This window comes from Chitinimonas prasina, from assembly GCF_030160395.1.
Lineage (GTDB): Bacteria > Pseudomonadota > Gammaproteobacteria > Burkholderiales > Chitinimonadaceae > Chitinimonas > Chitinimonas prasina.
The window spans coordinates 428,896-449,723 of the sequence record NZ_BSOG01000001.1 but is presented as its reverse complement, the minus strand read 5'-3'; the positions used below and the strand labels follow the sequence as shown (position 1 = coordinate 449,723).

General features: G+C 61.3%; 16 protein-coding genes. 7 read left to right on the top strand and 9 right to left on the bottom strand.

Going from position 1 to position 20,828, the window contains the following annotated elements; genetic code table 11:
* Positions 1–52 precede the first annotated feature (52 nt).
* Both dxs and QQK16_RS02265 read left to right on the top strand, forming a co-directional pair.
* A complete protein-coding gene (dxs, locus tag QQK16_RS02270) occupies positions 53–1,900 on the top strand; it encodes a 1-deoxy-D-xylulose-5-phosphate synthase (protein ID WP_284194797.1) in 1,848 nt (615 codons plus the stop codon).
* Between the two features lie 188 nt (positions 1,901–2,088).
* Positions 2,089–2,949, top strand: a complete 861-nt coding sequence (locus tag QQK16_RS02265; RefSeq protein WP_284194796.1) for a peptidylprolyl isomerase — start codon at positions 2,089–2,091, stop codon at positions 2,947–2,949.
* Positions 2,950–3,419: 470 nt separating this feature from the next.
* On the opposite strand, the gene QQK16_RS02260 is transcribed toward QQK16_RS02265, so the two are convergent.
* From QQK16_RS02260 to QQK16_RS02250, 3 genes are all read right to left on the bottom strand, one after another.
* Complete coding sequence (locus QQK16_RS02260) at positions 3,420–4,400, bottom strand: Gfo/Idh/MocA family protein (RefSeq protein ID WP_308446975.1); 981 nt, start codon at positions 4,398–4,400, stop codon at positions 3,420–3,422.
* Positions 4,401–4,551: 151 nt separating this feature from the next.
* Positions 4,552–6,297: an alpha/beta hydrolase gene (locus QQK16_RS02255; RefSeq protein ID WP_284194795.1), complete on the bottom strand. Its 1,746-nt coding sequence runs from the start codon at positions 6,295–6,297 to the stop codon at positions 4,552–4,554.
* Between the two features lie 82 nt (positions 6,298–6,379).
* The gene (locus tag QQK16_RS02250; RefSeq protein WP_284194794.1) at positions 6,380–8,149 is read right to left on the bottom strand and encodes a GMC family oxidoreductase N-terminal domain-containing protein; all 1,770 of its coding nucleotides are present in this window, start codon (positions 8,147–8,149) and stop codon (positions 6,380–6,382) included.
* Positions 8,150–8,302: 153 nt separating this feature from the next.
* Between QQK16_RS02250 and QQK16_RS02245 the strand changes: the two genes are divergently transcribed.
* Positions 8,303–11,785: a hybrid sensor histidine kinase/response regulator gene (locus QQK16_RS02245; protein ID WP_284194793.1), complete on the top strand. Its 3,483-nt coding sequence runs from the start codon at positions 8,303–8,305 to the stop codon at positions 11,783–11,785.
* Positions 11,786–11,941: 156 nt separating this feature from the next.
* Here QQK16_RS02245 and QQK16_RS02240 read toward each other — a convergent pair whose 3' ends face one another.
* Positions 11,942–12,277 (bottom strand): DnaJ family domain-containing protein, encoded by a 336-nt coding sequence (locus QQK16_RS02240; protein WP_284194792.1) that lies wholly within the window; start codon positions 12,275–12,277, stop codon positions 11,942–11,944.
* 536 nt (positions 12,278–12,813) lie between these two features.
* Here QQK16_RS02240 and rsgA point away from each other — a divergent pair.
* Both rsgA and QQK16_RS02230 read left to right on the top strand, forming a co-directional pair.
* Positions 12,814–13,926 (top strand): ribosome small subunit-dependent GTPase A, encoded by a 1,113-nt coding sequence (gene rsgA, locus QQK16_RS02235; protein ID WP_284194791.1) that lies wholly within the window; start codon positions 12,814–12,816, stop codon positions 13,924–13,926.
* Position 13,927: 1 nt separating this feature from the next.
* A complete protein-coding gene (locus QQK16_RS02230; protein WP_284194790.1) occupies positions 13,928–14,467 on the top strand; it encodes a GNAT family N-acetyltransferase in 540 nt (179 codons plus the stop codon).
* Positions 14,468–14,485: 18 nt separating this feature from the next.
* Here the strand turns inward: QQK16_RS02230 and QQK16_RS02225 are convergent, their stop codons facing one another.
* The 4 genes from QQK16_RS02225 to QQK16_RS02210 all read right to left on the bottom strand — a co-directional run bounded on the left by QQK16_RS02225 (position 14,486) and on the right by QQK16_RS02210 (position 17,649).
* Positions 14,486–16,120: a diguanylate cyclase gene (locus tag QQK16_RS02225; protein ID WP_284194789.1), complete on the bottom strand. Its 1,635-nt coding sequence runs from the start codon at positions 16,118–16,120 to the stop codon at positions 14,486–14,488.
* Positions 16,121–16,279: 159 nt separating this feature from the next.
* Positions 16,280–16,894 (bottom strand): GNAT family N-acetyltransferase, encoded by a 615-nt coding sequence (locus tag QQK16_RS02220; protein WP_284194788.1) that lies wholly within the window; start codon positions 16,892–16,894, stop codon positions 16,280–16,282.
* A 100-nt stretch (positions 16,895–16,994) separates the two neighbouring features.
* The gene (locus tag QQK16_RS02215; protein ID WP_284194787.1) at positions 16,995–17,318 is read right to left on the bottom strand and encodes a c-type cytochrome; all 324 of its coding nucleotides are present in this window, start codon (positions 17,316–17,318) and stop codon (positions 16,995–16,997) included.
* 10 nt (positions 17,319–17,328) lie between these two features.
* Positions 17,329–17,649, bottom strand: coding sequence for a c-type cytochrome (locus QQK16_RS02210; protein ID WP_284194786.1), 321 nt, complete (start codon positions 17,647–17,649; stop codon positions 17,329–17,331).
* A gap of 565 nt (positions 17,650–18,214) precedes the next feature.
* On the opposite strand from QQK16_RS02210, the gene QQK16_RS02205 reads away from it, so the two are divergent.
* The gene (locus QQK16_RS02205; protein ID WP_284194785.1) at positions 18,215–19,123 is read left to right on the top strand and encodes a MerR family transcriptional regulator; all 909 of its coding nucleotides are present in this window, start codon (positions 18,215–18,217) and stop codon (positions 19,121–19,123) included.
* A 61-nt stretch (positions 19,124–19,184) separates the two neighbouring features.
* On the opposite strand, the gene QQK16_RS02200 is transcribed toward QQK16_RS02205, so the two are convergent.
* Positions 19,185–19,928 (bottom strand): class I SAM-dependent methyltransferase, encoded by a 744-nt coding sequence (locus tag QQK16_RS02200; RefSeq protein ID WP_284194784.1) that lies wholly within the window; start codon positions 19,926–19,928, stop codon positions 19,185–19,187.
* On the opposite strand from QQK16_RS02200, the gene gloB reads away from it, so the two are divergent.
* A complete protein-coding gene (gene gloB / locus QQK16_RS02195) occupies positions 19,927–20,688 on the top strand; it encodes a hydroxyacylglutathione hydrolase (RefSeq protein WP_284194783.1) in 762 nt (253 codons plus the stop codon). The two genes, QQK16_RS02200 and gloB, sit on opposite strands and share 2 nt — an antisense overlap.
* Positions 20,689–20,828 lie beyond the last annotated feature (140 nt).

The following is a 20,828-nucleotide window of genomic DNA, read 5'->3' as shown; positions in this document are numbered from 1 at the left end:
ACAGGCGGCCCATGTGCACTCTGGTGTCTGCCGCCTTACCTAGTTGAACGTCATGGCTTATCCGCTTCTCGACAATGTCAATCTGCCTGCCGATCTGCGCGGCTTCGACCAGGACCAGCTCAAGCAGTTGGCCGGTGAGCTGCGTGAGTTCCTGCTGGATTCCATCAGCAAGACCGGTGGTCACTTTGCTTCCAATCTGGGCACCATAGAGCTGACCATTGCCCTGCACCATGTGTTTGAGACCCCGCACGACAGGCTGGTCTGGGACGTGGGTCACCAGACCTATCCGCACAAGGTGCTGACCGGCCGCAAGTCGCGTATGGATACCATGCGCAAGTACCACGGCCTGGCGGGCTTTCCCAAGCGCGAGGAAAGTGAATACGACACCTTTGGCGTGGGCCATAGCTCCACCAGCATAGGCGCGGCGCATGGCATGGCCGAGGCCAGCAAGATACAAGGGCAGCGCCGCAAGGTAGTGGCTGTGATAGGCGATGGCGCCATGACGGCGGGGCAGGCATTCGAGGCGTTGTTCAACGCCGGCGACAAGGATACCGACCTGTTGGTGGTGCTGAACGACAACGAAATGTCGATCTCGCCCAATGTAGGCGCATTCAACGCCTATCTGGCCAAGCTGCTGTCTGGCCGCTTCTACCAGGGTTTCCGTTCCACCGGCAGCAAGGTGCTGGAGAACGTGCCACCTTTGCACGAGTTGGTGCGCCGTGGCGAGGAGCATGTCAAAGGCCTGTTCTCGCCCTCCACGCTGTTCGAGGAATTTGGCTTCCACTATGTGGGCCCGATAGACGGCCACGATCTGGACGCACTGATACCGACCTTGCAGAATCTCAAGAGCCTGTCAGGGCCGCAGTTCCTGCATATCGTCACCAAGAAGGGGCAGGGCTACAAGCTGGCCGAGGGCGATCCGGTGAAATACCACGCCGTGACACCCTTTACGCCAGCCGATGGCATGGCGGCCAAGGCGGCCAGCAAGCCTTCCTATACCCAGATATTTGGCGACTGGCTGTGCGATATGGCGGCCCAAGATGCCCGCCTGGTGGGGATAACCCCGGCCATGCGCGAGGGTTCGGGCATGGTGCGCTTCGAGCAGTTGTTCCCCACGCGCTATTACGATGTGGGCATTGCCGAGCAGCATGCGGTGACGTTTGCCGCTGGCCTGGCCTGCGAGGGACTCAAGCCGGTGGTGGCCATCTATTCCACCTTCCTGCAACGCGCCTACGATCAACTGATACACGATGTCGCGCTGCAAAACCTGCCGGTGGTGTTCGCCATAGACCGCGCCGGCCTGGTGGGAGCCGACGGCCCCACCCATGCCGGCAGTTTTGATATCACCTATCTGCGTTGCATACCCAATATGGCCGTGCTGTGCCCGGCCGATGAGGATGAGTGCCGCCAGATGCTGTACACGGCCTTCCAGCTTGATCAGCCCAGCGCAGTGCGTTACCCACGTGGCACCGGGCCGGGTGTGGCGGTGAACCAGGGCTTCACGGCACTGCCCGTGGGCAAGGGCGTGGTGCGCAGGCAGGGCAAGCGTATTGCCATCCTGGCATTTGGCTCCATGCTCACCCCCGCCTTGCAGGCGGCCGAGGCGCTGGATGCGACCGTGGTCAATATGCGCTGGGTCAAGCCGCTCGATGTGGAGCTGGTCAAGCAGCTGGCGGAAACCCATGACCTGCTGGTGACGGTGGAAGAGAACGCCATCATGGGTGGTGCTGGCTCGGCGGTGATCGAGGCCATGGCGGCGCAGGGTCTGCTCAAGCCCGTGCTGCAACTGGGCTTGCCTGACCGCTATGTGGACCATGGTGACCCGGCCCTGCTGCTGGCCGAATGTGGCCTGGATGCGGCGGGCATCACCGCCAGCATCCACCAGCGGCTGGCGATGTAAGCCCGCTACCTGGCGCCATCGCCCTTGTTGTCCCATAGGCGTAGACAAGGCAATGGTGCTGTCTTTTTTACCCCACTTTTTTACTGACAGATAGCTGGTGGTTTGCGAGCTGTGACGATGGCGCTGGATTCAGCGCTAGAATCGTCACCTCGCCCGAAGGCTGTCGGGTTTTATTTCACGAGGTGCATGTGTTTCTATCCCGCTTCCAATCCCTTTATGCTGTGACGCTGGCGCTGTTGCTGGCAACCCCGCTGGCCAGCCAGGCGACGACTGTGCGCCTGGAAACCTCGCTGGGCCCGGTGGATATCGAGTTGTATGATGCCGAGGCGCCCAAGACGGTGACCAACTTCCTGGGCTATGTGAAGCGGGGCGATTACAACAGCAGCTTCATGCATCGCAGCGTTCCGGGTTTTGTCGTGCAGGGTGGTGGTTTTGCCTGGCGCAACGCCAGCAACTCTGTGGATGCCATTCCTACCCAGCCTGCCGTGGACAATGAGTTCAGCACTGCCCGCTTGAACAAACGGGGCACCGTGGCCATGGCCAAGCTGGATGGCCAAGCCAATAGCGCCACCTCGCAATGGTTCGTCAACCTGGCTGATAATCCTAGCCTGGATAGCCAGAATGGCGGCTTCACTGTGTTCGGCAAGGTGAAGGACAGCAGCATGGCAGTGATCGATGCCATGGCTAAACTGCAGCGTGTCAACGCAGGCAGCCCCTTCAACGAACTGCCCATTACCAGCATGCCTAGCGGCTATCTGGGCCGCAGCAACCTGGTGATGGTGAACCGAGCAGCGGTCTACGATGCCAACTACGACGCAGACCGGGTGTTCGATTACCTGGAAGCGACCTACCCGCAATATCTTGGCACGGTCAAATCGACCTCGGCTTCGGCGGCGGGCTACTACCTGCGTTACTACCCTGGCAAGGAAGCCTACATTGGTACGGCCAATGGCACGCTGTACTACCTGGTGCCCAGCATCAGCCCCAATGTGGAGTCTTTGGGCCCGATGGCAGACTGGATCAAGGCGGTTGCTGCCGCCGGCTACTGATACCAAGCCGTTCTGCCTGATCGAAAAAAGCCTGCTTTGATGCAGGCTTTTTTTCATGTTGCGTGGCCGGTGTGTGGGGACACTAGCAAGGATGACAGGCCATGCGCCGCCCACTGTAAAACAGCTTGAAAATAGAAATCATTATCATTATCATGATTTCAACTTGCTCAGTTAGCCCGGCGGTTGCGATCGGGAAGCGAATGGCCATGCTGATTGAGAAGTGCGAGGCGACATCCTGCTGCCTCACAGTAGGTTGCTGCAACGTTTGTCACCACCCAGTACGGACTGAAGGCCCCACTTGTGGGGCCTCTTTTTTTGTCAGCCAGCATTTGAACGGAGTACAAAGTAAGGGCGTGGCTGCAATCAGGCGGCGAGCCGCTGGTTTATACACTGACGACCTGCACCAAGGGTGCCGCGGTGCCTGCCCGGTCCGCCATTACCCGGCTATCTCTAGCGTCCATGGCAGGCGCTCACTCGCCGGGGTAGCGCACACCAATCTGTGTGCGGATGGTGTCCAGTGCCTGCAGGGTGGCCAGGGTGTCTGCCAGGGGCATACGTGGGCTTTCCAGCAAGTCCAGGCGCAGGCAGCGGTGGACTTCTTCCAGCTCGTAGCGATAGCCGTTGCCACTGACGGGCACGCTGATTGTGCGCGGGGCTTGTCCTTGCTGCTGCAGGGTCAGTCGCGACGGGCAATAGAACGGTGCATGCACGCGTAAGGTGCCCTGCGAGCCCAGCAGGATGGCCTCGGTAGGCGAGGGTGCGCGTAGGCTGCACCAGCCGCTGGAGAGCCCGCCACCGGCATGCTGCAGGGTGAAGGCCGTCTGCTCGTCCACACCGGTCGTGCCCAGTTCGGCCATGCTCTGTATCCGGGCTATCGGGCCCAGGAACAGGCAGGCCAGCGACAAGGGGTAGATGCCGATATCCAGCAGGGCGCCACCGCCCAAGGCCGGATTGAATACCCGGTGGGCGGGGTCAAACGGTTGCAGGAAGCCAAAGTCCGCCTGTACACCTTGCAGCTTGCCTATGGCACCGCTTGCCACCAGTGCCTGGGCTTGGGCGATGGCCGGGATGAAACGCATCCACATGGCTTCCATCATGAAGACCTGCCGTTCGCCTGCCAGCGCAATGGCTTGTGCCGCCTGTTGGGCATTGAGGGTAAATGGTTTCTCGCACAGCACGGGCTTGCCTGCGGTGAGGCAAAGCTGCAGGGCGTCAAAATGCTGGGCGTGCGGCGTGGCGATGTAGACAGCGTCTACTGCTGGGTCAGCGACCAGCTCGGCATAGCTGCCGTAGTGGCGTGCAGCGCCAAAGGTCTGGGCGAAGCTGGCTGCCTTGGCCGTCTCGCGCGAGGCAACTGCGTATAGCCTGGCGTCATCCAATTCGGTCATCGCCCTGGCCAGCTGGCTTGCAATACCGCCGGTGCCGAGTATGCCCCACTGCAGGATGGTCATGATGTGCTTGCGGTCTGTCTGATGAGAGAGGTCGTCATATCAGTGGGGTATATCACCTTGCTATTGAGTTGCGTTGACGTCTAGCGCCAGGGCAAACCCAGCGCCTGCGTAGGCGTCACCCACCCTTCATGGCCTGAGTTCATAACCGGCGCTAGGCATGGCTATGGGCTCGCAGGAAAGTCAGCAGACGGGGGAAAATGTCGATGGCGACATTCTTGCCCATGAAGATGTCCTGGTGGCCGTAGCCGGGGAAGACATGAAGTTGGTGGCGGCCGGGGACGATCTGCTCCAGCCGTTGATGGCAAAGTATGTTGGAATCAGCGAATACCCGGTTCTCCTGCCCCTGTACCAACAGCATGGGAGTAGTGACCTTGCTGGCCTGGGAGAAGTAATTGTCGGGCAGGGCGGCATAGCGTGGATTGCCCGGCTCGAACTTCACCGCGTCGTGGTTGGCGTTCACCATCTTGAGCACATGGCGGTAGTAGTTGACGCTAATGCCGCCAAACAGATCGCCCAACCTGTCGTGAGTCTCCTTGGCCATGTTCTCGTGCATGAACAGGGCCGGTTTGCCGGCACCCCACATAAAGCTCAGCATATGGCACTCGGACGAATCGCATTCATGGTGGAACCAATCCACCCCCATTGCCAGCAGCTTGCCGGCCGACCAGGCCGGCTGGTGCCGCCAGCGCGGATTGACATATTCCAACCCCAGCAGCCAATCACAGGCAAATGGCCCCAAGCCCAGTTTCAGCTTGGAAAAGGGGGGCACGCGGGCGGTCAGGGCGATGCTGTTGAGGATCACGCTACTGACGCCACCCACCTGGCCGGCGAACAGGCTCATGCCGAAGGTGAGGGCGCCGACACAGTGCGCGATCACATGGATGCGCTTGTGCGGGCCGACCAGCTGGCGCAGGGTGGCGATGGCAGCGGGGTGGTCGTACAGCGCCAGGTCGTCCAGGTTGGCGCTACCCCGGACCAGGTTGTAAGGAAAGCGGTTGCTGCCACGATGATCGAGTGTGAAGACATCCCCATAACCCTGATCCAGCAGGTGCTGCACCAGATTCTCGTGCTCGGGCATGATGAACATGTCGGACGAGGTGGTCAGGCCGTGGATGATCAGGACCACATCATCGCAACTGGCGCGCTGGAAGCGGGTCAGTGATAGCCCCAAGCCGTCGCCGGTAGTGAAGGCATGCTCGCTGATGCAGGCGCCTTGTACGCCCTCCGTGGTGTAGCGTGGGTAGAGTCGGGGGGCTTCATGGGGCCTGGGTGGCAAGGAGGGGCCGTAGATCTGCCAGAGCGAGCCGGCGAAGAATTCACCAAAGGCAGCCAGCCCGACCAGGCTGTTGTTGCCCGCTGCATCGGTCGCCCTCACCGTGCGCAGCACCTTGGCAAAATCCACCACACCCAGGCTCAGTATGCCGGTGGCCAGCAGATCGCTCTGTGGCGCCTGCTCGGGCGTGACATGGCCGACAAACAGGTTGGTATAGAGCGTGGTGGTGTCGTGCCACAGGTCGAAACCGAAGTGGTGCTGCACTTCCTTTTCGCCTGCCAGGGTAAAGCGCTCGCCATCCTCGTTGCGGCAATAGACCCGGTAGTTCATGACCTTGCGATCGCGGTCTGCCGTATTGGGCATCAGCATGAAGCGGCCCGATTCCACCTCGGCCCGGCCACCCACCAGCGGGCCTTCGACATAGCCTGTCAATTGCGCCGCGTGCTCGGCCGTATCGAGAAAGGTTTTAAGGTCATCGACATCGACGTTGACATGCAAGGCCAGCGGCAGGCCGGCAGCGCGACCCTCCTCGAAACCATCGCTGAAGCTGCTGCCGCCCAGGCTGGCGTAGCCGCTCATGGTCTCGGCAAAATGTATGCGTATGCCGCTGAGATGTTCGTTCATGCCTCTCTCCTTCTGTTCTTATGCTTAGCGGCCCTAACCAAACCCGGCTTGGTGGATCGGCAGCGCTTGCTTGCACACCTCGCTACAACAGGCTGTCTGTCGGAGCTTGGCCGGTGATGCCATGTGCTATCCATTCTGACAGCGCGGCAATGGTGGCGGCAGGGTTGGCCCCCAGTGCGGTGGGCATGATGGCGCCATCAGCGACATACAGCCCCTGGTAGCCGAACACCTGGCCCCGATCGGCCTCGGCAGCGCTGACCACGCCGGCCTCGGGGCCATCGGCCAGGGTACAGCCCCCCAAGGGGTGGACGGTAACATTGTTGCGCATGGGGCGCAGCCAGGTGGGCAGGGGCAGGAACACCTCACCGCCAATAAAGCGATTGAAGCGCTCACCCAGCGCCAGGATGGCATCGTATAGCGGCTGGCTGGTCTTTTGCGGCCAGTCCAGGTCCAGGTAGCCGGCCGGGTTCAACGAGAAACGGCCGTCGGCCTGATCCTGGCCCATGCACAGCAATACGGCGCTGTACTGGGTGATATCGTGCTGCAGCAGCCGGTTGAGCAAAAAGCCCACCTGCTGGTTCTTGCGGCCCGGGTAGAGTGAGCAGATGGCTGCCCACGCCACCTGCAGCAGTGCCTTGAACTTGTCCCAGGGGTGCAGTACCGGCTGCAGGGCGGCCATGGCCCAGGCCGCATGGGTGGGGACGCTGGCGTCCTCCAGCAGGAAGGCGCGCTGCGGGTCGTATTGTTCGAACAGATGGTGGTCTGTGTACTGGGTGATGACCGGGCCATAGGTGGAGTTCACCGGCACTTTGCTGTCGAGGGCGAAAGAGAGGAAATCGCCGTTGCCGGAAAAACGGTAGCCCAGCCGCTGGCTGATGGCGGGCAGGCTGCGATGGATGTCGCGGCAGCGCAGCAGCAGCTCGTTGCTGCCCAAGGTGCCCGCCGAGACGATAACCCGCCGGCTGGTCACGGCGGTCACGGTATCGTGCTCGAAGTCGTCGAAGTACACGCGGTAGCCATGCTCGCCCCTGGCATTGGCATCGTCCTCACCCTGGGCATTGAGTGGCACGATGCGCTGGACCTGGGCCTGGGTCTGCACCTTGGCGCCATGTACGGTACGTGCCACATGCAGGTAATTGAGGTCGGTGGTGTTCTTGGCATGCACATTGCAGCCTATGTCGCACTCGCCGCAGTAGGTGCAGGAGGTCTGCACCGCACCGTAGCGGTTGGGCTCCTGCACGCCTATCTGGGTGGCTTGGGCCTGCTTGCCGTAGCTGTAGCCATTGCCGAAGTACACGGCAATATCGGCCAGCTTGCTGCTGAGCTTCTGCTCGGCGGCAAAGCGCTGAAACTGCTGGGTGCGCAGGATAAAGCGGCGGTCGGATTGATCCTGATGGGGAGGGATGGTGCGGGCGCCCAAGACCGACTGGGCCACATCGTAATAGGGGGCCAGGGTGGCGAGCTTGAGCTGGATGGGCCAGTGCTGGTTGAAGGTGTGCTCGGGTGGGCGCAGGAACACATTGGCGTAGATCAGCGAACCGCCGCCCAGGCCGGCACAGGTGACGGTATCCATATGCGCGAAGCTACGCACATCGAACATGCCCAGCAGCCTGCCCTTGGCCACCTTCTGCTTGCGTACATGGCGGGGACGGTTGCCGGCGGCATCATCAGGACACCAGAAGTTATTGGCCAGGTCTGCCGGGCTGCGTGGGAAACTGCCTTGTGGATAAGCCTTGCCGCGCTCCAGCAGCAAGACCTGGCCGGGCCAGCGCTTGCTGAGTCGGGCGCACATCACCGCGCCACCAAAACCACTACCGATGATGATGGCTTCATATTCCGGAGCAAAGGACATGTTGCGGGCTCTCACTGGGTAACAAACTGTGCTGGAGTTTAGTTGAGCCTGGTCAACAAGCCAGCATTAGAAAAGGGTGCCTGATCTGCTAGGATGCAGTGTTTCCCTTGCTTGGCAGGGCGCCTACCCCAGCCTCAGTCTGCAACAGCGGCGATGCGCAGGGCCGATGTCGTCCCCGGCCGTGTGGCAATAGAAGGCGCAGGCACTGTTTGCGCCATGCCGCTGGAGGATTACCCTGCGCCCGACGGCCTGGCACCACCAAAGAATATGTCCGTGCACTCCAGCTACCACCGTCCCTTCCATAGCGTCCTGCATTGCCTGCTGGTGCTGTGCCTCTGCATGGCAGCGGCCATGGCGGCCGAATCGCCGATGCTGGCCCTGAGCCAGGACGATCCCGATGCGGTGCTGCTGACCAGCTATATCGAGGTACTGGAAGACCCTTCGCGCAGCCTGTCACTGATGGATGTACAGCGGCCAGAATACGCTTCGCGTTTCGAGACGCGACCGACCAAGGGCGATGCGCTCAACTTCGGGCTATCGGATTCCGCCTGGTGGCTAAGGGTGAAGCTGCGCAATACGGGCAAGCAGCCGGATTCGCGCCTGCTGGAGATTGCCTACGCCCATCACGAGAAGATCGAGTTCTTCATGCCGCTGCCTGGGCAGGGATACAGCATGCTGTTGAGCGGCAGCGGGCTGCGCTTTGCCGACAGGCCCTATGCCAACCGCTTTTATGTGCTGCCGCTGACGGTGCCGGCAGGTGCGGAGCAGACCTACTACCTGAAGCTGGAGTCGGAAAGCTCCATGGATATCCCGATCCGGCTATGGCGTAGCGCGGCCTTTGCCGAGCACGAGCGCCGCGATTACATGGGACAGGCCTGGTATTTTGGCATGGTGATGGCCATGGGGCTGTTCAACCTGCTGCTGTTCGTGGCATTGCGTGACCAGTCCTATCTGCTGTACGTCTGCTTTATCACCAGCGCGGCGATGTCGCTGGCCTGCTACAACGGCGTGGCCTACGAGTTCCTGTGGCCCAATTCCCCCGCATGGTCCAAGGTGTCGACCATGATAGGGTTCGCCACGACCTGCATCATGTTGCTGCTGTTCATGCGGCGCCTGCTGGAAACCGCCAGGAATGTGCCTGTGCTCGATAAGGTGCTGCTGGGCGTGGTAGGCCTGCATCTGTTGCAGATCATCGGCTTTCTTTACTCCTTCCGCACCACCATCATGCCCGCCATTGCCCTGGATTCGGCGACCATGTTGCTGGTGCTGGCGGTGGGCATCGTGTGCCTGATACGGCAGCAGCGCAGCGCAGCCTATTTTGTGGTGGCCTTCAGCGTGCTGCTGCTGGCGGCCACCATGACGGGCCTGCGCAGCTTTGGCCTGCTGCCCACCAACTTCATCACCGTCAACGGCATGCAGTTTGGCTCGGCCCTGGAGATGCTGCTGCTAGCCTTTGCCCTGGCAGACCGCTTCAACTCCATCCGGTTGGAAAAAGAGAAGGCGCAGGCCGAAGCGCTGGCGGTCAATCAAGAGCTGGTCGAGACACTGCAATCCTCCGAGCGGGTGTTGGAGGAGCGGGTGGAGCAACGCACGCACGAACTGATGGAAGCCAATGACCGCTTGCTGGAACAGGAAGGCGCACTGCGCCGTGCCATGCTGGTGGCAGAGAATGCATCCAAGCTCAAGAGTGAGTTCCTGGCCAATATGAGCCACGAGATACGAACACCGATGAATGCCGTTATCGGCATGGCCTATCTGGCACTCAAGACCGAGCTGACAGCCAAGCAGCATGACTATGTGAGCAAGATACACAGGGCGGGCGTGTCACTGCTGGCGGTGCTGAACGATGTGCTGGATTTCACCAAGATCGAGGCTGGCAAGCTGGAGATGGAGAACGTGGAGTTCTCGCTGGACGAGGTGCTGTCCAATGTAGCTAATGTTACCGGCCAGAAGGCACAGGATAAATCGCTGGAATATCTGTTCCAGGTACCGCCCAATATCCCGCGCCACTTGATGGGTGACCCGCTGCGGCTGGGGCAGGTGTTGATCAACTTGGCCAACAATGCCATCAAGTTTACCGAGCGGGGCGAAATACATCTGAGCTGCCGGTTGATCTCTCACCATGCGGGCGGGGTGACGCTGGAGTTTGCCGTGCGCGACTCGGGTATAGGCATGACGCCGCAGCAGGCGGCCCAGCTGTTTCAACCCTTTACCCAGGCCGATGGCTCGACCACTCGCAAATATGGCGGCACGGGCCTGGGGCTGACCATCTGCAAGCGGCTGGTGAACATGATGGGTGGCGAGATCAGCTTGGAAAGTGAGGTGGGCATAGGCTCCACCTTCCGTTTTACCGCCAACTTCGGCATCGCCCGCGACACCAAGCCGGCGCCATCTGCCCGGCCTGTGGCGTTGCAGGGACTGCGCGCGCTGGTGGCAGACGACAATCCAGTGGCATGCGAGATACTGGCCGATGCCTTGCTCAATCTCTCAATAGGCGCCGATACGGCCCGTGATGGTGCTGAAGCCTTGCTGGCCATCCATGATGCCGATGCGGATGAACCCTATGACGTGGTGTTCTGCGACTGGAAGATGCCGAGACTGGACGGGATAGAGGTGGCGGAGGCCTTGAACCGAGCCCAGCTACGTCATCCACCAAAGTTTGTCTTGGTGACAGCATTCGGGCGTGAGGAAATACGCCAGCACGCCGAGGCCGCGGCGGTGGATGGCTTCTTGCTCAAGCCCATCAATCTATCCAGCCTGGTGGACACCCTGATGCCGCTGTTTGATTCGGCCGATCAGCGCGACTTCAAGCCGGCTGCGGCCGACGGCTTACCCCGCTGGCCCGGCTACAAGGTGCTGCTGGCCGAGGACAACGAGATCAACCAGCAGATCGCGGTGGAGTTGCTGCAGACCGAAGGCTTTGTGGTGGATATCGCCGGCACCGGCCGCGAGGCGCTGACGCTATTGCATGCGCACCCGGCCGATTATTACAGCCTGGTCCTGATGGACGTGCAGATGCCGGAGATGGATGGCCATGAGGCCACCATCAAGATACGCCAGGAGGCCCGCTTTAATCGCTTGCCTGTCTTGGCGATGACGGCCCACGCCCTGGTGGAGGAGCGGGAACGCTGCCTGCGGGAGGGCATGCAGGACTGCATCACCAAGCCGGTCGACCCGGACATGATGTTTCGTACCATCGCCCAGTGGCTGACCCCAGGCGTTGCGGTGCCTGCACAGAGCTTGGCCAGCAGCACTACTGCGACCGAAGCCGCAGCGCCCGTGGGCGAGGCGGTGGTACAGCTGTTGGGCTTTGATACTGCCACCGCGTTGGAGCGCATGGGCGGCAGGGTGGAGTTCTATCACCGCATGCTGGCCAAACTGCCCTCTGCGCTGAAGCATACGGTGGCCGACCTGGAAGCCGCCTTGCGGGACGGGGACCGGGCGACGGCAGAGCGCCTGGCACATACCACGCTGGGTGTGGCCGGCAATATCGGTGCGGTGGAACTGGCCGAGCTGGCAGCCCAGATGGAGTCGGCATTGCGCAAGGGCTCCGAGACGCCTACCTTGCTGCTGGCGTTTGAAGCCGCCATTGATAGCGCTTTGGCGCAGGTGGAGCAGCACTTTCCGGCGGCCTAGCGGCGTCTACAACACCCTGCAGGCGCTTTGTGTACGCATGCTGCCCCCTGAATAGGCTGCTGCGCACACCCGCGCCAGGCCAGCATCGCCAAGCCCTCATGCCTTGCGGCCGACCGGCCGGCCTGTGCGTGCTGCCAGCCGCCTAGTCCGGCTTTATCAGGCGCGCAGCGATTCCAGTTGCAGGGTCACCTTCAGTTGCAGCTCACGAATCTCCTGACGGAGCTCCTCGGCCTCGCTGCAACAGGGGTTGAGGATGCTGAGCTGTACCCGCATGGCACTGAGCTTGTTCATCATCTCGACTTCTGGCGGGACATAGCCGGCGCTTTTCAGCATCTTGTAACCCATGCGGAGATCTTCCGGCGTGGCGTCAAAACCATCGTCGTTGGCTAGGGGCTTGCCCCAACTCGGTGCCTGGCGCAGCTCACCGTTCTGCTCATTTGAGCGTATATAGGCTGCAATTTCATCATCGAACGTCTTGAGTGTTTTACTCACTGTATAGCTCCTCCATTGTTGTCCCTGCTGTTTCCACGGTATGGATTGCAGGCCAGAGCATGGGCAGATCTCTGGCGTCGGGCGGTTGGTGCGGCGTGCATCAGGCGGCGAAGTGCTAGATGCCGTATCGCTTGTTTTGCGCCGATTATATCGATGACAAGGGTGGGCTGCCTGCGTACTGGCGAGACCTGGCCCCGCTAGGGGCGGGGGGCCAGCATGTTGAGTCGCAGTGATTGGCTGGCGCTACAAGCGCGCTACGGCACCTTGAAGTAGTTGACCTGCGCCGCCCCTCGGTATCACACTGTATGTACCTTTCATCCACCACAGGAGCACAGCGCCATGAAGACATTTGACCTTGCCCTCCTGTCGGCCACTGCCTGAGCCTAGCCTCACCCCTGTTTTGCCTGCCGGTATGTACTGAATCACCGGTTGGTCTGTGTTCCAAATCGTTTGTAAACCAGGTGCGTTGGCGCCCGCGTGCTGCGTGGCCGACTTCCGCTCTTCTTTGTGCTGCTGGCCTATAGGCTGGCAGCGTCGTGCGCGGCTGCGCGCAACAGGACCTGGAATACAACGACATCATGATCGAATTCGATTTCGAAACCCTGCGTCAGATTGGCCTTACCCAGCAACTCGCCAGCCAGCTGGCTTTCCTGCCCCCGGCTGCGCCGGGTAGTTGTTTGATGCGCATTACCGAAGTACAACGCGACCTGCTGCAGGTGCATGACGGCGTGGCAGAGCACACTGCTCGTGCCTTGCCCGCCCTGGTCAATCTACTGCAGGAGCAGGGCACGGGCCTGGCGGTGGGTGATTGGGTGGTGGTGGCGCCGCATGCCCACGGCGAGTGGTGGATAGCCCAGCAGCTGCCGCCCTTTACCCACCTGGCCCGACGCGCCAACGATGGCAGGCGGCAACCGCTGGCCAGCAATATCGATACCGCCCTGCTGGTCATGGGCCTGGATCACGACTACAACCTGCGGCGCATGGAGCGCTATCTGGCGCTGGTGCAGGCCAGCGGCGTGATGGGTGTGGTGGTGCTGACCAAGGCAGATATCGGCGATGCCGTAGAGGCACGTATGGCCGAGGTGCACCAGCGGCTACCTCGCAATATCCCGGCCTATGCCGTCGATGCCCTTGCACCCGATACGGTGGCTGACCTGGCACCGTGGCTGGCGCCGGGGCAGACGCTGGTATTGCTGGGTTCCTCGGGCGCGGGCAAGTCCACCCTGACCAATACCCTGAGCGGCAGTGCAAGCCAGCTGACGGGCGATGTGCGGCGGGGGGATGGCCGAGGCCGCCATACCACCACGGCCCGTTCGCTGCATCTATGCCCATCGGGCGTCTGTATCATCGACACCCCTGGTCTGCGCACCTGGCGGCCTGATGCGGATGAGGAGAGCCTGGCGGCGACCTTCGAAGATATCGAGGCGCTGGCGGCGCATTGTCATTTCCGTGATTGCCAGCATGAGGATGAGCCAGGTTGCGCGGTGCGTGGGGTGGTGCAGGATGATCGGCTGCTGAACTACCACAAGCTGTTGCGCGAGGTGCGCCGCAGCCAGCAGACACCGCTGGAGCGCAAGGCCATGCAGGCCAAGTGGAAGGTGATAGGCAAGGCAGGCAAGGCGCGCTCCAATGAGAAGCGGAGGTTTTGAGATGGCAGACCTGCAGGACACGGCGCTGGATTTACGGGTGATGCGCGCCACCCCATCTGATCGTCTGCCGCTCCAGCACATGCTGGAGCTTTACCAGCACGATCTGTCCGAATACTGGGACATGGAGCTGGACGAGCATGGCTTGTATGGCTACAAGCTTGATGCCTATTGGCTGAACGCCAATTATCACCCCTTTGTGTTCAGGGTGAATGGGCGCTATGCCGGCTTTGCCCTGGTGAACGACATAGTCTGCCGGCCGGATAACCAATACTGGATGGCGCAGTACTTTGTGCTGCGCCGCTATCGCGGCCGGGGTCTGGCGCAGCATGCGGCCCTGCAGGTTTTTGATACCTTGCCAGGGAGGTGGGAGGTGGCGCAGGTGCCGCGCAATCTGCCGGCACAGGCCTTTTGGCCCAAAGTCATTGCCGGCTATACGGGCAATAACTTTGAAGTGGCGCGGTGGCAGGATGGCCCTTGGGAAGGGCCGATGCAGTGCTTTGATAATCGCGGCCGCGCCAGCTACCCGCTGGCTATAGACTGAGCGCCGTCCGGCAGTCAGTCAGTCGGCGGCCTGGGGATGGCTAGCCAGATCATCACCTGTCGCCGGGGTGGCAGTAGCCACCCGGTTGCGGCCTTCATGCTTGGCATCGTAGAGCGCGGAGTCGGCGGCGTGCAGCACGTCGTCGAGGTGGTGACCATGCTCGGGGAACACGGCAATACCGATGGAGACCGTCAGCGCCAATTGCTTGTCGCGGTAGGGCACCCGCAACTGTTCAACCTGCTGGCGCAGTTGTTCGGCGCGCTGGCGGGTGGCATTCAGTGTGGCCCCGGATAGCAGGATGGTGAACTCTTCGCCGCCGTAGCGGCAGGCAATGTCACCCGCCCGCAAACTACCTTTCAGCAGGCCGGCAAAGGCGCGCAATACCTCGTCGCCTACTTCGTGGCCATAGGTGTCGTTGATCATCTTGAAATGATCCAGGTCCAGCATCATCAAGCCGACCGTGCGATTGTTGCGGCGTGAGCGGCGCTCGGATTCTTCCAGCGCCCCATCCAGGTAGCGGCGGTTATACAGACCGGTCAGGGGGTCGTGGGTGGCCTCGTTGAATAGTGCTTCGCGGGTCTTCAGGCTCACCAGGGCCAGGGCGGCGCGCTTGGCCACGCCATCCAGAAAGGCCGGATCGTGCAGGCCACGTGGGTGGCGCAGGTGCAATAGACCCAAGGTCTCGCCATTGCCTATCAGGGGCACGCACACATGGTCGCTGTGGTCGCTGACATGCTGGCAGTGCAGATTCTGCTGCAAGGGGTCGGCCGGGTGTATCTGGCCGCGCCGCAGTGCCCAGCAACTGCCGGGTGGGAAAGTTTTCTCCGCCTCGGGCATATTGCCCCAGCTGCTTTCCTCGGTGACCAGGCCGGCCTCCTCGTCCATCAGGTAGATGGCGCCGGTAGCGGCTTCCAGATAGCCGGCCGAGAAGTTGCTCAAGACCTGGGCCAGCTCGTTCACCGAAACACAGCTTTGCATCAGGTCGCCCATCTTGTTCAACTGCTCTATCTCGGTGGAGCGGGCGGCTTGCTGCCGCAAGGATTCCTCCAGCTTGCGGTTGACCACCTGCAGCTCGGTCTGCATGCGCTGGCGATCGGCCACCTCACCCTGTAAGCGGGTATTGGTCTCGGCCAACTGGGCCGTGCGCTCTGCCACCATGGCTTCCAGATTGTCGGACAGCTGGCGCAGGCGTTCTTCGCTGTTCTTGAGCTCCAGCTCTTTGTCCCTGCGGGCCGCAATCTCCTCCGATAGCTTGAGATTGGCTTCGGTCAACTGCCTGGGGCTGGGCAGGGCGAGTACCCGGGGAATCATGCGCCACAGGGCGTAGGCGGTAAACAGCGAGATGATGGCGGTGAATACCCTGGCCCAGGCATCTATCCAGTAGATGGGGTACCAGATGCTGATGAGATCGAGGAAGTGGGTAGTGCCACAGGCCAGGATGAAGGCGGCAAACAGCAGCATGACCTGATTGAAGTGCAGGTCGGCACGCTTGCGGGCAATGGTGATCAGCGCCATCGGTATGCTGAAGTAGGCCATGCCTATGGCTGCATCGGAGAGCACCATGGTCCACAGCAAGCCGGGCGACCAGGCAAAGCAGTAGCCATGGGGGATGAAACCCTGGCCTATGAGCAGTTGGGTCAGATTGTCCAGCATGGGCACCTCCGCCATTCCGGATGGTCGCTACGCTGGCGTGCGCGGCGGGATGGCTATTATTAGTATTCTATGATTTTTTAACTAAAGTGGGGCCCAACATTACGCTTGTGAATTACGCACAGGATGAGCCTAGCTGGCCGACGCTTGTGAGGCCAGCCCTTATTTCTGGCGTGTGCCTGTACCGTCGACTATCAGTGGGGCGTGGAGGTCACGGGCTTGCCAATCGGTGTGGGTTAGCGCGGTCAGCACATGATCACGCCAGATACCGTCTATCAGAAGGTAGTCGGGTGCGTAGCCTTCTTGCTTGAACCCCAGTTTGGCCAGCACCCGGGCACTGCGTTCGTTGTCGGGCAGATGGTTGGCGGCGACGCGGTGCAGGTTGAAGTCATCGAACAGCCAGTCCAATGCCAGCCTGAGCGCACGCACCATGCGGCCTTTGCCCCATTCCGATTGCGCCAGCGAGTAGCCGAGGGTGGCGCCGTAATGCGGATAGCCTGAGATGTTGGTGAAATTGACAGTGCCGATGACGGTACGGTTGTCGGCATCGAACACAAACAGGCAGGCACTACGTCCTTCCTCCAGCTGGTTGCGGTGCATGGCCAGTCGCATATGACAAGACTCCAAGGTATAGAAGTTGTCTGGCCGGCGTGGCTCTACTGGGCCAAAGGCCGTTCGGTTGGCCTGAAAAAACGCCAGTATGGCGGGGGCGTCGGTTGCTTGGCCCTGGCGGACCACCAGGGTGCCATCGCGTAAGTCGGGGCTGTGTCTGTGCATGATGGAGCGGACCAGTGCGGCTGGGTATAGGTTGACGATAGTGCAAAAGACAACGCCCGGCAGGGCCGGGCGTCGCGACAGCAGCAAAACAGAAATGCAATTACCGCTTCATGTTCAGGCTGCTGTCCTGGCTGGCAAACCAGGCCGACAGATTGTCTATATCTGCCTTGGTCAGGGTTTTGACCATGCCGGCCATGATGGCGTTGTTGCGCACGCCGTTCTGATATTGCTTGAGCGAATGCTTCAAGTAATCGGCATGCTGGCCGGCCAGCACCGGGTATTGCGGATTGGTGCTCTTGCCATCCACATTGTGGCAGGCAGCACAGAGCTGCTCGGACTTGGTACGGCCAGCGGCCAGGTCTGCGGCTTGTGCCGACAGTGCCAGGCCCGCCAGGGCGGCCACGGTATAACGTAGTGCGTTCATCGGGCTCCCCTTATTTCTTCTGCGCAGCGTAGTAGGCGGCGAGGTCGGCAATATCCTGTTCGGACAACTGCACGGCAATGCCATTCATGGTGGGGTGTTTGCGGGCACCCGTCTTGTAGCCTTGCAGCGCCGCCGCGAGGTATTCGGCATGCTGGCCACCGATCTTGGGCACATGATAGACATCCGGGAAGGCGGTCTTGTAGCCAGGAATGCCGTGGCAGCCTATGCACATCGAGTTCTTCTTGGCGCCGTTGGCCGCATTGCCAGCGGCATGCGAGGCCAGCGGCAAGGCTAGCAGGCCCAGTAGCAGCCAGGTTGCGTTGTACTTCATGTCACCTCCCATATTGGTATCTTGCTTCGACGGGGGAGTCGTCGAAATCCGCAGCATTGTAACGACGGGGCGGCTACCCTGCCAGTCAAGCCCGCTGCTTTATTAGGCAAGGGAGTCTGGGCGTGGTTTTTCTGCCCGCGCCGGAGCGGTAAGGGCAGGCATGGCCAGTCGTGCTGCTAAGAGCCTGTTCCATGTCTTTTCGTCGTGCGCTTGCCCGCTGGGTTGATCTGGAGAATAGCCAGGCACAAGACGTGGTGGGCAGGCAATAACAAGTTAGTGCCAAGCGCCACAATGCAGTGAATGGCCGCTTTCCAGTTCAGCCCTTCGAGTTCACAGCCTTGCCGACGAATGGCAGCGTTGCATGCCGCTAAAGGTACCCGTACCGCTGCGCGTCTTGCGCCTTGCCCATCATCCGGCAAGGTTGCGCGCCCAGCGGGCCGGCGCACGGCGAAAAGACATGGAACAGGCTCTAAGGCATGATGGCTAAACCGCCCATTGATGTGCGACGACAAAGGAACGGCGTTATGATGCAGACATCCTCCTGTCCGATACATGTGTACATGCCATGCAAGTAGATCAAACCCTGGGGCTCAACATCAGCGCGGTTGAGCGAGAGACTGGCCTGTCCAAGGAGCTGTTGCGCATCTGGGAGCGCCGCTATGGCTTTCCGCTGCCGGGGCGTGATGCGCAGGGGGATCGTGTTTACCCACCCGAACAAGTGGAGAAGCTCAGGCTGGTCAGGCGCCTGCTGGATAGAGGATTGCGCCCCAGCAAGATAGTCCGGGGCGAGGTGGCCGAGCTGGCGCAGCTGCTGGAGCGCATGGGTAGTGGAGGCCGCCACGGCGCGAGCGGCACTGACGTCGATCCTTTGATTGAATGCTTGGCACGGCGCGACCTGGGTGAGTTGCAGCGCTACCTGCAGGGCGAACTGGTGGTGCGCGGCCTGCGCGACTTTGTAGCCGAGTTCATGCCTCAGGCCAACAATCGTATTGGCGAGGCCTGGTTCTCCGGGGAGATAAGCGCCTGGCAGGAACATTGTTATGTAGAACAGATTTCGCAGACGGTGCGTATGGCGGTCAATGGCATCAATCAGCCCCTGGCGGCGCCACGCGTACTTCTGACTACCCCATCGGGCGAGCAGCATGGGCTGGGGCTGCTGATGGTGGAGGCCATGCTGCGCATGCAGGGCTGCCAGACCTGGTCGCTGGGGACTTCGCTGCCACTAGACGATATGGTGGAAGCCAGTTGCGAGCTGGGCTGCGATATCCTGGCGCTGTCCCTGTCGTCGACCTTCCCGGTACGCGAGGCCGGCGAACTGGTGGCCGTGCTGCGTCAGCGTTTGCCTTCGGCGGTATCGCTATGGTTGGGCGGGGCGGGTGTGGGTGGCTTGAAGCGCCTGCCGCCCAATGTGCTGCGGCTTGAACGATTGATCGATATCGCGCCCGCCGTGGGGCACTGGCGGACAGAGCACTAGGGTCTCCCTGGAGCCTGCTCAGGCTTCGCGCCCATCAGTACCCTCAAGCCATGATAGGCTCTCAGTCGTCAGGCTGTTCCTGCCGGTCGGGCAGGGCGACCGCCACTGCTCGTACACTGCTGCGGGCTTTTTTCCAGCGAGGGGCGATCAGGCGCATGCCGCGCACCCGTTTGACGGCCTCCAGGCAGTAGATGCCACCAGCCACCGGCCACCAGCGTTGGCCGGCATACTCCATAAAGGCAAAGCGGTTGCGCCAGCCGCATTGAGCTAAGGGTGGTACATAGCAATGGACCCTGCTGGCGCCTGCTTCAAAGTTCAGCAGGGCCATCCAGTCCTTGATGCGCGGCAGGCTCAGGAAGTGCCCCTGCCAGGGCATGCCCTGGCCGCGCTTGCTACGGCGGGCCATGCCCCATAGGCTCCAGGGGTTGAAGCCCGTCAGCATCAGGCGGCCTTCCGGCACCAGTACCCGTTCGGCCTCGCGCAGCACGGCGCGCGGGTCGGCGTGGAAGTCCAGCGTGTGGGGCAGCACCAGCAGGTCTATGCTGGCGGTCGAAAAGGGGAGTTGCGCAGGGTCGCAGTTGAGCGAGCAGTGCTGCGAGAGACCGGCCGTTAGCCGCGTCGGCATGCGGTTGCTGCGCAGCAGGTCCAGCCCCGGTAGTTCCAGTTGTACTGCGTAGTAGCCGAATACATCGGCGACCGCACTGTCGAAGAAACGCTGCTCGTGCTCCAGTACGCACTGGCCCAGCGGGCTATGTAACCATTGGGCGAACTGCTCAGGCAGCACGGTATTGAAGGAGTCTTGCATGTCGACCATCCTGCCTGTTCCCATACTCCAGGACAACTATGTCTGGTTGATGCACCAAGCCGGCCATGCTTTGGTTGTAGATCCGGGGGTTGCCGCGCCGGTAGTGGCTCAACTTGAGACACTGGGTTTGCATCTGAGTGCCATACTGGTTACCCACCACCATGGCGACCATACTGGCGGCCTGGCTGAGCTGGTGGCCCGCTATGGCTGCCCGGTCTATGGTCCACCCAGCATTGCCGGTGTCAGCCAGGGTGTGGGTGAGGGCGGCAAGGTGAGCGTGCCCGGAATGGGCGTAAGCTTTGCCGTCATGGCGGTACCCGGTCATACGCTTGATCATATTGCTTACCATGGCGAGGGCGTGGTGTTTTGCGGGGATACCCTGTTTGCCTGCGGCTGTGGCCGGCTGTTTGAAGGCACGGCTACCCAGATGCAGGCCTCGCTGGCGCGGCTGGCGGCCTTGCCGGACGAGACGCTGGTGTGCTGTACCCATGAATATACGCTTTCCAACCAGCAGTTTGCGCTGGCTGTAGAGCCCGATAACCCGGCATTGCAGCAGCGCCACGAGGCTGATCGCTTGCGGCGAGAGCAGCAACTGCCTACCTTGCCCTCCAGCATAGGACTGGAGCGGGCGACCAACCCCTTCTTGCGCTGGGCGGAACCGGCTATCCAGGCGGCAGCGGCCAGCCAAGGTGCCATAGACAATGGCCCGGTAGCGGTGTTCGCCACCCTAAGGGAGTGGAAGAATGTATTTCGCGGTTGAACTGACGAACGGCAAGATGGACTAATACCCGTTCCACCACCAAGGTCATTGTGGGGTGTGATGGTGCTTTGTATTGATTCATAAGGAAATTTCAGGTTGACGCACTACCGCCATGCTCCTACCATCGCGGCAGTTTTCAT

Bases quoted from the DNA above. Each gene is read 5' to 3' on its own strand.
- QQK16_RS02260 (WP_308446975.1), bottom strand. From the start codon at position 4,400: ATGACCATCCTGCAGTGGGGCATACTCGGCACCGGCGGTATTGCAAGC.
- QQK16_RS02245 (WP_284194793.1), top strand. From the start codon at position 8,303: ATGCGCAGGGCCGATGTCGTCCCCGGCCGTGTGGCAATAGAAGGCGCA.
- QQK16_RS02215 (WP_284194787.1), bottom strand. From the start codon at position 17,318: ATGAACGCACTACGTTATACCGTGGCCGCCCTGGCGGGCCTGGCACTG.
- QQK16_RS02230 (WP_284194790.1), top strand. From the start codon at position 13,928: ATGGCAGACCTGCAGGACACGGCGCTGGATTTACGGGTGATGCGCGCC.
- QQK16_RS02200 (WP_284194784.1), bottom strand. From the start codon at position 19,928: ATGCAAGACTCCTTCAATACCGTGCTGCCTGAGCAGTTCGCCCAATGG.
- dxs (WP_284194797.1), top strand. From the start codon at position 53: ATGGCTTATCCGCTTCTCGACAATGTCAATCTGCCTGCCGATCTGCGC.
- gloB (WP_284194783.1), top strand. From the start codon at position 19,927: ATGTCGACCATCCTGCCTGTTCCCATACTCCAGGACAACTATGTCTGG.
- QQK16_RS02255 (WP_284194795.1), bottom strand. From the start codon at position 6,297: ATGAACGAACATCTCAGCGGCATACGCATACATTTTGCCGAGACCATG.
- QQK16_RS02220 (WP_284194788.1), bottom strand. From the start codon at position 16,894: ATGCACAGACACAGCCCCGACTTACGCGATGGCACCCTGGTGGTCCGC.
- QQK16_RS02205 (WP_284194785.1), top strand. From the start codon at position 18,215: ATGCAAGTAGATCAAACCCTGGGGCTCAACATCAGCGCGGTTGAGCGA.
- QQK16_RS02210 (WP_284194786.1), bottom strand. From the start codon at position 17,649: ATGAAGTACAACGCAACCTGGCTGCTACTGGGCCTGCTAGCCTTGCCG.
- QQK16_RS02225 (WP_284194789.1), bottom strand. From the start codon at position 16,120: ATGCTGGACAATCTGACCCAACTGCTCATAGGCCAGGGTTTCATCCCC.
- QQK16_RS02250 (WP_284194794.1), bottom strand. From the start codon at position 8,149: ATGTCCTTTGCTCCGGAATATGAAGCCATCATCATCGGTAGTGGTTTT.